Source organism: Arthrobacter sp. Y3223164, assembly GCF_059091005.1.
The window spans coordinates 1-9,892 of the sequence record NZ_JBNHGF010000075.1; the positions used below are offsets into that span (position 1 = coordinate 1).

The window sequence follows — 9,892 nt, forward strand, 5'->3', positions numbered from 1 at the left end:
CGCGGTTTCGCTCCCGCCCCGCAGCATCACGGCGGCCGGCCCCCTGGCCGCCGCCGCCTTGGCGTCCGCTGTTCCGGCTGCCTTCATTCCGGCCGCTCATTCGAAGTGCACGTCCTCACGCTGTCCGAGCCCGCGGGCCCAATCTGCTGCATCCATCATTTTCTTGCCCGCCGGCTGGACCCTGTCCAGCTCCACGGCATGGGAACCGGTGCCCACGAGCGCCGAGGCCGACGAGCCGCCGGACAGCCTCACGGCCCCGGGCGGCAGCCCGCGGTGCTCCGGCCGCAGGCGTACCGGGCCCAGCTTGAAGCGCTGCCCGTCGAGCATGGTCCAGGCACCGGGTTCGGGAGTGACGCCGTTGATGCGGCGGCGGATGGCCAGCGCCGGCTGCCGCCAATCAATGTGACCGTCCTCCAGGGACAGCTTGGGCGCGAGGCTGACGTCGCCGGACTGCGCCACCGCCACTGCTGTGCCCGCGCCAACGGCCGCCAGGGTTTGCGACAGCAGCACGGCGCCGCTGTGGGAGAGCCGCTCCAGCACCTCGCCGCTGGTGTCCGCGGGGCGCAACGCCTCGGTCAGGGTGCCGTACACCGGGCCCGTATCCAGCCCCTTCTCCAGTTGGAAGGTGGAGGCGCCGACGACGTCGTCGCCGTTGATGATGGCGTGCTGCACCGGCGCGGCGCCGCGCCACGCGGGCAGGAGTGAGAAGTGCAGGTTGATCCAGCCGTGTTCGGGTATGCCGAGCGCGGCCTCCGGGACGAGGCCGCCGTAGGCCACGATGGCCGCCACATCCGGGGCGGCTGCCCGGATGGCATCGGCCGCGGCCGATCCGATCCGGTTGGCCCGGATCACCGGCACGCCGAGTTCCGCGGCGCGGGCCGCCACCGGCGAGGCGGTCAGGACGCGTTTACGCCCTACCGGCGCGTCCTCCCGGGTGAGCACGGCAACGATCTCGAAGCCATCCCCGACGAGCCGGTCGAGGGAGGGCACGGCCACGCCGGGAGTGCCGGCGAAGAGGACCCGCAAGCGCCTGCCGCCTTCCGTCATGCCAGCGGCTGCCCGAAGGAACCCGTGCCCGCCGGGGCGGGCCCGCGGCTGAAGCCGGAGCCGACGTGGGCCGCGCGCTGGGCCTGGGTCTCGCCGGCCACTCCGTTGTATCCCGCGTTGCGGATGGAGCGCAGCGCGTTCTTCCGGTTCTCGCCGGTGAGGTGGTCGATGTAGAGGATTCCGTCCAGGTGGTCGGCCTCATGCTGGAAACAGCGGGCCAGCATCCCTTCGCCCTCGTACTCGACCGGGTTGCCGTGCAGGTCCTGGCCGGTGACTCGTGTCCAGCGGCGCCGGCGCACCGGGTAGCCGAGCGCGGGGATCGACAGGCATCCTTCGGCGACGTCGTCCTGGAAGTCGTCGCTGAGCTCGAGCACCGGGTTGACCACGTGGCCGCGCCGGCCGTCCACGCGGAAGGTGAAGACGCGCAGGCTCACGCCAACCTGCGGGGCGGCCAGCCCGGCGCCGTCGACGTCCTCCATGGTTTCGTCCATGTCCGCCACCAGCTTGGCCAGCTCCGGCCCGAACGCGGTGACCGTTTCCGCCTTGGTCCGCAGCACGGGGTCGCCGATAATCCGGATGCTCAGGATCGCCATGTAGTTCTTGTCCTCACTGTTGCCGCTTCAGTACGCTGCCGTTGGGTTCCGATCCAGTTTAGTGGGCCTGCTGGACCGCCTGCAGGGCCGCCGCAGGGGGCGGCGCTATCGGCAGCAGCGCCCGGCCCGCCTCGGCTACCTGCAGATGCGTTTCCCACGCCCGGCGCAGCGAGCAGAAGCGGTACCAGTGCCATCGAAGCACCTCGGGGTTGGCGCGCATCGGCCGGACTTCCGTCTCACCGATCGCCACGCCCAGCAGCAGCGGATCGTCACCGTGCGCCCACGGCTCCCAGCTCCCCGTCGCGGCGTCGACCAGCGACTCCTGTGCCTTCATGCCGGCCACCAACTGCATGACCACCTTGTCGTTGAGCGCCTTGACCTGACCGTTGCGGTCCGTGCCCTTGGTCTTGAAGTCAATCAGGCAGGTGCGCCCCGCAATCCGGGCCACGAGATCCAGGGTGCCGGCGTATCCGACTTCCTGGTTCCAGACGGTGATCTCCGGGGCTATCGGCTCCACCCCGTAGAGCTGCCACCATTCGTCGAACCTGGCGGCGAAAGCCTCTTCGCCGTTGGCCTTGAGCGCCTCCCGGGCACCCGCAACGTCGTGCTCCCTGTCCAGCGCCCGCAGTGCCACCTGTTCGCAGTAAGCGTGGACGCGGTCCCCGCGCAGCGCGGCGGCATCCCGGTAGCGGTCGGCGGCCAGGGTCGCTTCCTTCGCCAGCGACCGCAGCCGCCCCGGGTCTCCGGCGGCCTCGGCCAGCCTGGCATCGGAGGCCAGGGAGGTGGCTGCCATGTGGGCGAACCAACCGTCCAGCGTGGTCGGCTCCTGCGCGATCACGGTGGTGATGGAGGGAACCGACGGCGGCTCCGAGGTGGAGCGCGCGTACATGCGGCCGTTGGCGGTGGCATGCGCAAGAAGTGGTGCAGTCATAAGGAAATCTTCTCAGGTTCCACTGACCGTTCCGGTCCGCAAGGCACAGGGCCGGCGCGACGGCGGCCGGCCCCGCGCCCGTTAACGAAACATCCCCGGCCAGGCGATGCTGCCTGGCCGGGGATGTTTTCCGTGGTGGGCGATACTGGGTTCGAACCAGTGACCTCTTCGGTGTGAACGAAGCGCGCTACCACTGCGCCAATCGCCCGGGCTTGCTGCCGGATGCGCCGGGCGCTTCCTGCAACGTCTAGAAATGCTAGCCCACCGAGGCGCTGAAACAAAAATCGCCCGGCCACTGCGCCTGGGCAGTTGTTACCTGTGTGGTCTTTGGGGCGGGCGAGGAACGGGACCGCGGGTGGGCCACGGAACGGGTCGGCGGGCCCGCCGCCGCGTCGATAGCCTCCGGGCCGACCGGCCCGCGTCGTTTCACCCGCCACAGCGTCGATTGGACGAAGCGGGAATCGTCCTATAGAGTTTTTACTCGTTGGAAATCACAGCGACGCCGCGAGCCGTTCGATGAAGGATCGCGGAAAAAGTGATGGAAAACTTTTGCGGACGTAGCTCAGCTGGCTAGAGCACCACCTTGCCAAGGTGGATGTCGCGGGTTCGAATCCCGTCGTCCGCTCGCAAGTCACTGTAACGTGCCAGCGTCGCTGGCCGGTCCTAGCGCAACTGCGAATAGGCACGGTGGGGTGGCCGAGAGGCGAGGCAGCGGCCTGCAAAGCCGTATACGCGGGTTCGAATCCCGTCCCCACCTCGTTTGCGGCGACACAGCAAACATCTCGTGAGAGATCACGGGCGATTGGCGCAGCGGTAGCGCGCTTCCCTGACACGGAAGAGGTCACTGGTTCGATCCCAGTATCGCCCACTGGAACGCAGTCCGGAGTGATCCGGAAACCGTTTCGCGCGGACGTAGCTCAGCTGGCTAGAGCACCACCTTGCCAAGGTGGATGTCGCGGGTTCGAATCCCGTCGTCCGCTCTCTTTTTCAGCGTTTTCTCCAGCGGCCCGCCTCGGGCACACCGGGGCGATTGGCGCAGCGGTAGCGCGCTTCCCTGACACGGAAGAGGTCACTGGTTCGATCCCAGTATCGCCCACCACTCCACGGCTCCCCCGGCGGGAGCCCTCCTTGTTTAAGCCGTCTACTCCGTTGAGCGCCCGCGGCGCGGTGCCTACGATGGATGTGCAGGGGCGAAAGGCCCCCCGTCGGAAAGGAGGTGGCTGTGTCTGTATTTGACGAGCTCAAGGGCAAGGCCGGAGGACTCAAGGACAAGGCAGCCGGTCTCGTGGGAGAACACTCTGGCAAGATCAAGGGTGCCGTCGGCAGCACCGGTGACTACATCGACGCCAAGACCGGCGGTAAGTATTCCAAGCAGGTAGGCGGCCTGCAGGCCAAGGCATCCCGTTTCGTCGACACGTTCGGTGACAGGGATGGCCAGGCACCGTCCGACGGGAACACTCCGTCCGCCTAGTCCTGGGCACGCCAAGGAGGGTGCCGGACCGCCGGGAGGCGAGCCGGCACCCTTTGTCGTGAGGCCGCTTATTCGCCCGTGCGTGCCTTGCGGTCCGGCGGACCCGTCAGCCCGTCCCATTCCTGCGCCGCTGCTCGGCAACTGATAGCTAACCGGGTGGGAGCCTGGAGGCCAAGGCGCGAGTGTAGCTCTCGGGATCGTCATGGGTCTGCGCCGAGACGACGAGATGCCTTGGGCTGATGCGCTTGGCGTAGTCCCCCTGATAAGGCATGACCAGGACGGTGTCCAAACCTGTTTTCCAAGCGGCAATCAGAGCCGGCAGACAGCGGCGTTCGGGGTGTAGTTCAACAGGGAGCATGTGGTTGGGCTGCAGCTGGATTTGCCAATGGTTGAAGCCGTCGATGTCCACGCCATCCCAGCCGTATTCGGTAGTCCAGCCCGGCGGGAAGGCCACGTGTCTCTCCTGATCGGAGCGGATTTCCGGCGTTGGATGCTGGTTCTTCTGGTCCCCCGTGTCGTACCAGGCCCAAGCTCGTTCCCAAGCCTGCTGCCAACGGGCGCCCCACTCAGTCCTGTCTGCAGTGGCAGGCAGTCGCGAGGCACCGGGCTTCGGTGCCGGGTTCAACTCGGGAATGGCGACATCCGGGGCAATATTCCAAACGCTACGGATGAAGAGCAGGAGCGATAGGTGGTTCGGCGCGACTTTTACAGAGATGACCATGTCCTGCGGCCAGGGGTTATCTGGCCGGGGCTGATTGGATCTCATGAATTCCCTTTCGAGATTTTGATTCCTCGTCCGCTCCAGCTCGGTCAGGTAAGTGTCCCACCATAGGACCGGCACAGAACCGCACAGTGCCTCCTGCACCTACTTCTCACCAAGCTCCAGATCCTCCACATCCTCTGTCCCCAAGAAATCGACTGCCTCGGCCAGGCCCTGGTCATCTGGCCGCATCAACATGAAGTTATGCTTCGCAGCGTCCCACCCTTCCTCTCCATGCTGTTCCGCCGCTACCGTGACGCAGACCGTTGTACATCAAACAAGGGGCGGTCATGCATGCGACAGCCAAACTGACGACTGGGGTTGTCGTACTGCTGGCGTTGTCCGGCTGTGGAAGTTCAACATCCGGAGGAACCGCCGTCCAAGAACCAGCCGGCACGGCAGGGGTGAACGATCCAGACGCGCAGATGCATCCCGAACTGCTCAAAGTCTCGCCTTCTCCTACTAAACCAGGGCAGACCATCAAGGTCCGATTCCCCGAGGAAACTTCCCGGGGAATCCCCTGGGTTCTGGAAGAACAGGACGGCAACAGCTGGCTTGTCCGCTACTACCTCATTGCCACGACCGATGACGACGGCGGCTCTGGTTCCCCAACATGGTGGCCTGCGAACGACCCCAAGGGCCAAACCTGGAAGGATATTGGCGTCGAGGGACCTGGCCCAGACACCCTCATCATTCCGGACAGCATTCGCCCCGGAACGTACCGGCTGTGCACGGCCAACAGCATGCCGAACATCTGCACCATGCTTGGCATCACGGAGTAGGGGCGCCCGGTCTCGGCCATTCGGCGGGGTCGCGTAGTTGAACACCGCGTCGGTCGCGTCGGTTGCCCGGTCGTATCGTCATCAGGCGCAGGGCATTACTCCTGCACAGTGGCGGCATGTGCGCGCCCGGCTGCGGGAGCTAGGCCGCTGGTTCGCCGGCCTGGCCCTCGCGGGCCAGCGCGGTCAGGCGGGATACCGCCCGGAAATACTTCTTCATGTAGCCGCCGGACATCATTTCCGGGGTGAAAAGCTCATCGAACGGCACGCCGCTGGCGATGATCGGCACGTCCTTGTCGTAGAGCCGGTCGGCCAGCACCACGAACCGCAGGGCCACGGCCTGCTCGGTGATCGTGTGCACGTTATGCCAGGCCACCGCGTCCACGCCGTCGAGAAACTGCTTGTACCGGCTGGGATGCACCCCGGCCAGGTGGTTGACGAGATCGGAGAATTCGTCGGCGGCCACCACCTTGCCATCGAAGTCATGCAGCCGCCGCTTAAGTTCGTGGTCGCTGAGCGGCTCGGGGGCGGCCGGAAGCCCCCGGTGCCGGTAATCCTCGCCGTCCACCCGGATGACCTCGAACTGGTCGGACAGCACCTGGATTTCCCGTTGGAAATCGACGGCGGCAAAGCGTCCCTCCCCCAGCGAACCCGGCAGGGTGTTGGAGGTTGCCGCAAGCTTGACCCCGGCGTCGGCGAGCTCGCGCATCAGCCGCGACATCAGCACGGTGTCACCGGGATCATCCAGTTCAAACTCGTCGATGCACACGAGGCGGTAGCTGCTGAGCGCTTCCACGGTTTTGCGGAACGACAAGGCGCCGACCAGGTTGGTGTACTCCACAAAGGTGCCGAAGGCCTTCGGGCCGTCGACGGCGTGCCACAGCGAGGCGAGCAGGTGGGTCTTGCCCACGCCGAACCCGCCGTCGAGGTAAATGCCGGAGTGGCCCTCCGGCTTGCCGCCGCCAAACAGCTTCTTCAAGCCCTTGGGCTTGGGCCGGTCGACCACAACCGCAAAACGCTGCAGCGCAGTCACGGCCTCGCTCTGGGACGGCTGGGCCGGGTCCGGGCGGTAGCTGGCGAAGGATACTTCGCCGAAGCGCGGCGACGGGTGCAGGCCCGCCAGCAGTTCGTCCACGGACACCTTCGGCGTCCGGCGTGAAAGCTGTTCAATCTGGGGCACGTAGGCTAACCGCTGCCTTCCTGACATGGGCTCGGAGAATGCACAGCGGCCGGAATGCCGCCAGCAAAACGATACGCTACCCCGCCCGCCGGCGGCAGCCGGTGTAAGCCAGGCCACAGCGGGGCCGGCGGGCCACGGTGCTCCGGCCGGCGCACCCAGGCGCTCCTCCCTGCGGGCCCAGGCGCTCCGCCCGGCCACGATGTGACGCGGGGTGAGGCCCCGGAAGCTTTTGCCTGCTCCGGTGGTTAGGCTAAACAGAAGTCCCCGGCCGTTTTGCACGGCCGTCTGCACGCTATGGAAAGCTGCACGTCAAGGAAAGGTTTGCCATGCCCATTGCCGCCGAGCACAACGAGAAGTTTGCCGCCTACGCCAACCCCGACCGCCTGGTCTCCACGCAGTGGCTGGCTGAAAACCTGGGCGCGGACGGGCTGGTGGTCGTGGAGTCCGACGAAGACATCCTGCTGTACGAGACCGGCCATATTCCGGGCGCGGTGAAGATCGACTGGCACACCGACCTGAATGATCCGGACACCCGCGACTACGTGGACGGCGAGGGCTTCGCCGCGCTGCTCGGTTCCAAGGGCATCAGCCGGGACACCACCGTGGTGCTCTACGGGGACAAGAGCAACTGGTGGGCGGCCTACGCGCTCTGGGTCTTCACCCTGTTTGGCCACGAAGACGTGCGGTTGTTGGACGGCGGCCGTGACAAGTGGATCGCGGAGGGCAGGGAGCTGACCACCGAGGTGCCGCGGCCCGAGGCGGTTGACTACCCCGTCGTCGAGCGCAACGACGCGCCCATCCGGGCCTTCCTCACCGACGTGCTGGACCACTTCGGCAAGCCGCTGGTGGACGTCCGCTCCCCGGAGGAATACACCGGCGTGCGCACCACCATGCCCGCCTACCCCGAGGAAGGGGCCCTGCGCGGGGGCCACATTCCGACGGCGGCGTCCGTGCCGTGGGCGCGGGCGGCGGCCGAGGACGGGACGTTCCGTTCCCGCGAAGAGCTCGAGGCCATCTACCTGGACGAGGCCGGGCTGAAGCCGGGCGACGACGTGGTGGCGTACTGCCGGATCGGCGAGCGGTCCAGCCACACGTGGTTCGTGCTCAAGTACCTGCTGGGCTTCGACACGGTCCGCAACTACGACGGCTCGTGGACGGAATGGGGCAATGCCGTGCGCGTGCCGATCGTCAGGGGCGCCGAGCCCGGCGAAATCCCCGCCTCGGCCCGCTGAGGAATAGCCGGCGGGCACGCAACGTTGACGTAACGAGCCCGAAACTGCAAGAGAGAGCGCAAGTATGACCGTGACCGAGCAGGCGATTCCCGAACCGCTGGCAGAAATCATCGACGACTTCCAGGCGGTCAGCGAGGCCGAGCGGCTGCAGCTGCTGCTGGAGTTCTCCCGGGAGCTGCCCGAGCTGCCGGAACGCTTCGCCGGGCATCCGGAACTGCTGGAGCAGGTGGTGGAATGCCAGTCTCCTCTCTTCCTGACCCTGGAGCTGGGCGACGACCCGGACCAGGACGTGCAGATCTACTTTTCGGCTCCGCCGGAAGCCCCCACCACGCGTGGCTTCGCCTCCGTGCTGCACGAGGGGCTCAACGGGCTGCCGGCAGAGCAGATCCTGGCCGTTCCCGACGATATCGCCGAGCACCTGGGCCTGACCCGTGCCATCACCCCGCTGCGGATCCGCGGCATGTCCGCCATGCTGTACCGCATCAAGCGCCTGATCACCGAGGCACGGCAACTGCGCGCCGCCTCGGCCTGACGGTGGCCAGGCACAAACCATCCGCCGGAACCCCCGCCACCACGCTGCTGCAGCGGGCGGGGGTTCCGCACGTGCTGCACACCTATGCCCACGACCCCGCGGCGCCCAGCTTCGGCCTTGAGGCCGCGGAGGCGCTGGGGATGGATCCCGCCCGCGTATTCAAGACCCTGATGGCCGTCGTGGACGAATCGCTGACGGTCGCCGTCGTGCCGGTCAGTTCCAGCCTGGACCTGAAGAAACTGGCCGCAGCGTTGGGCGGGAAGCGCGCAGCCATGGCAGACCCGCAGGTAGCCCGGCGGCGCACCGGGTATGTGCTGGGCGGGATATCGCCGCTGGGGCAGAAACACGCCAGCCCCACGGTGCTGGATTCCACCGCCCGGGACTTCGGCGCCATCCTGGTCTCGGGCGGCCGCCGCGGGCTGGATATCGAGATCGCCCCGGCGCACCTGGCCGCGCTGACGGGCGCGTCCTTCGCCCCGCTGAAGGCCGGATAAGGACCTGGCCGAGCGGAGGGGCGCGTCCTTTTCCCCGCTGAAGGCCGGATGAGGGCCCTAGCCGACCGGACGGAGCACCCGCGTCAACCAGGACGTGACGACGCGCTCCCAGCGTTCGGGGTCCACGTTCCATTCGCGGGTGTGACCGGCCCCGCTGAAGGGCTCGAACGTGACCAGCGGGTTCTTCTCGGCCAGCGCCGCCGACGGGCCGTGCGGCACGAAGTCGTCCTCCTCGCTGTGCACGATCAGCGTCGGCACCTGCAGCTCGTCGGCCCGGGCCACCCAGTTCATCATCTTCAGGTCCAGCGGGGCGGCGAGGCCGGTCAGCAGCCGTCCGGCCTTGTTCGAGATCAGCCACTGCGAGAACTGCCCCACGGCATCCGGTATCCGGTTCAGCTTCGCCTGGTGGGCCAGCACGTCGGTCCAGTCAATCACCGGGGCGTCCAGCACCAGCGCACGGATCCGGCTCCGGTAGCGGGACTGGTCGGCTGCCTGCAGGCTGATCGCCCCGCCCATCGACCAGCCGAACAGCACCACATCCTCCGCCCCGTTCGCCAGGGCGAACCCGATCGCCGCCTCGACGTCGCGCCATTCGGTCATGCCCAGCCCGTAGCGGCGGTCCGGGGCGGAGGGGGCTTCGCCGTCGTTCCGGTAGGAGATCAGCAGCGACGCCATGCCCAGCCCGCGGACCGACCGGACGGCGCGGATGCCCTCTGCCCGGGACGCACCCCGGCCGTGCACCATGATGGCCCAGGTTTTCGCCTCCGCCTCGGCGCGGACCAGCCAGGCCGGCGCAATGCCGCCTTCCACCTCGATGTCGACTTCCTCGTTGGCCAGCCCGACGGCGGCCGGGTCCGGGTAGGCCGCACCGCC

Annotated in this window: 11 protein-coding genes and 6 tRNA genes; 10 read left to right on the top strand and 7 right to left on the bottom strand. The window is 67.5% G+C overall.

Annotated features, from left to right (window positions below):
* Positions 1–96: 96 nt before the first annotated feature.
* The 4 genes from fmt to AC5RUJ_RS06200 all read right to left on the bottom strand — a co-directional run bounded on the left by fmt (position 97) and on the right by AC5RUJ_RS06200 (position 2,779).
* The gene (gene fmt / locus AC5RUJ_RS06185; protein WP_494074545.1) at positions 97–1,026 is read right to left on the bottom strand and encodes a methionyl-tRNA formyltransferase; all 930 of its coding nucleotides are present in this window, start codon (positions 1,024–1,026) and stop codon (positions 97–99) included.
* A 17-nt stretch (positions 1,027–1,043) separates the two neighbouring features.
* On the bottom strand, positions 1,044–1,640 hold the full coding sequence (def, locus tag AC5RUJ_RS06190; RefSeq protein ID WP_494074541.1) for a peptide deformylase: 597 nt from the start codon (positions 1,638–1,640) through the stop codon (positions 1,044–1,046).
* 58 nt (positions 1,641–1,698) lie between these two features.
* Positions 1,699–2,571, bottom strand: a complete 873-nt coding sequence (locus tag AC5RUJ_RS06195; RefSeq protein WP_493999576.1) for a cytochrome — start codon at positions 2,569–2,571, stop codon at positions 1,699–1,701.
* A gap of 133 nt (positions 2,572–2,704) precedes the next feature.
* Positions 2,705–2,779 (bottom strand) — tRNA-Val (locus AC5RUJ_RS06200).
* A 343-nt stretch (positions 2,780–3,122) separates the two neighbouring features.
* Here AC5RUJ_RS06200 and AC5RUJ_RS06205 point away from each other — a divergent pair.
* From AC5RUJ_RS06205 to AC5RUJ_RS06230, 6 genes are all read left to right on the top strand, one after another.
* A tRNA-Gly gene (locus AC5RUJ_RS06205) sits at positions 3,123–3,196 on the top strand.
* 61 nt (positions 3,197–3,257) lie between these two features.
* Positions 3,258–3,328: transfer RNA gene (locus tag AC5RUJ_RS06210), tRNA-Cys, on the top strand.
* A 39-nt stretch (positions 3,329–3,367) separates the two neighbouring features.
* A tRNA-Val gene (locus AC5RUJ_RS06215) sits at positions 3,368–3,439 on the top strand.
* 38 nt (positions 3,440–3,477) lie between these two features.
* A tRNA-Gly gene (locus tag AC5RUJ_RS06220) sits at positions 3,478–3,551 on the top strand.
* Between the two features lie 44 nt (positions 3,552–3,595).
* Positions 3,596–3,670 (top strand) — tRNA-Val (locus AC5RUJ_RS06225).
* 123 nt (positions 3,671–3,793) lie between these two features.
* Complete coding sequence (locus AC5RUJ_RS06230) at positions 3,794–4,042, top strand: antitoxin (RefSeq protein ID WP_494013873.1); 249 nt, start codon at positions 3,794–3,796, stop codon at positions 4,040–4,042.
* A 148-nt stretch (positions 4,043–4,190) separates the two neighbouring features.
* Here the strand turns inward: AC5RUJ_RS06230 and AC5RUJ_RS06235 are convergent, their stop codons facing one another.
* Positions 4,191–4,907 carry a hypothetical protein gene (locus tag AC5RUJ_RS06235; RefSeq protein WP_494128198.1) on the bottom strand — a complete coding sequence of 239 codons (717 nt, stop codon included), beginning with the start codon at positions 4,905–4,907 and terminating at the stop codon, positions 4,191–4,193.
* Positions 4,908–5,206: 299 nt separating this feature from the next.
* Between AC5RUJ_RS06235 and AC5RUJ_RS06240 the strand changes: the two genes are divergently transcribed.
* Positions 5,207–5,584: a hypothetical protein gene (locus tag AC5RUJ_RS06240; protein ID WP_494155676.1), complete on the top strand. Its 378-nt coding sequence runs from the start codon at positions 5,207–5,209 to the stop codon at positions 5,582–5,584.
* Positions 5,585–5,723: 139 nt separating this feature from the next.
* Here AC5RUJ_RS06240 and zapE read toward each other — a convergent pair whose 3' ends face one another.
* On the bottom strand, positions 5,724–6,761 hold the full coding sequence (zapE, locus tag AC5RUJ_RS06245) for a cell division protein ZapE (RefSeq protein ID WP_493999572.1): 1,038 nt from the start codon (positions 6,759–6,761) through the stop codon (positions 5,724–5,726).
* A 326-nt stretch (positions 6,762–7,087) separates the two neighbouring features.
* Between zapE and AC5RUJ_RS06250 the strand changes: the two genes are divergently transcribed.
* The 3 genes from AC5RUJ_RS06250 (at position 7,088) to ybaK (ending at position 9,019) form a co-directional block, all read left to right on the top strand.
* Complete coding sequence (locus AC5RUJ_RS06250; protein ID WP_494128196.1) at positions 7,088–7,993, top strand: sulfurtransferase; 906 nt, start codon at positions 7,088–7,090, stop codon at positions 7,991–7,993.
* A 64-nt stretch (positions 7,994–8,057) separates the two neighbouring features.
* Positions 8,058–8,525 (top strand): SufE family protein, encoded by a 468-nt coding sequence (locus tag AC5RUJ_RS06255; RefSeq protein WP_494155677.1) that lies wholly within the window; start codon positions 8,058–8,060, stop codon positions 8,523–8,525.
* A gap of 2 nt (positions 8,526–8,527) precedes the next feature.
* Positions 8,528–9,019 carry a Cys-tRNA(Pro) deacylase gene (gene ybaK / locus AC5RUJ_RS06260; RefSeq protein WP_494128194.1) on the top strand — a complete coding sequence of 164 codons (492 nt, stop codon included), beginning with the start codon at positions 8,528–8,530 and terminating at the stop codon, positions 9,017–9,019.
* Between the two features lie 57 nt (positions 9,020–9,076).
* Here the strand turns inward: ybaK and AC5RUJ_RS06265 are convergent.
* Positions 9,077–9,892: alpha/beta hydrolase family protein (locus AC5RUJ_RS06265; protein WP_494155678.1), on the bottom strand; the 816-nt coding region annotated here is incomplete at its 5' end.

Excerpts from the sequence above, each read along its gene's own strand:
- def (WP_494074541.1), bottom strand. The coding sequence starts at position 1,640 with ATGGCGATCCTGAGCATCCGGATTATCGGCGACCCCGTGCTGCGGACC.
- AC5RUJ_RS06195 (WP_493999576.1), bottom strand. The coding sequence starts at position 2,571 with ATGACTGCACCACTTCTTGCGCATGCCACCGCCAACGGCCGCATGTAC.
- AC5RUJ_RS06250 (WP_494128196.1), top strand. The coding sequence starts at position 7,088 with ATGCCCATTGCCGCCGAGCACAACGAGAAGTTTGCCGCCTACGCCAAC.
- AC5RUJ_RS06255 (WP_494155677.1), top strand. The coding sequence starts at position 8,058 with ATGACCGTGACCGAGCAGGCGATTCCCGAACCGCTGGCAGAAATCATC.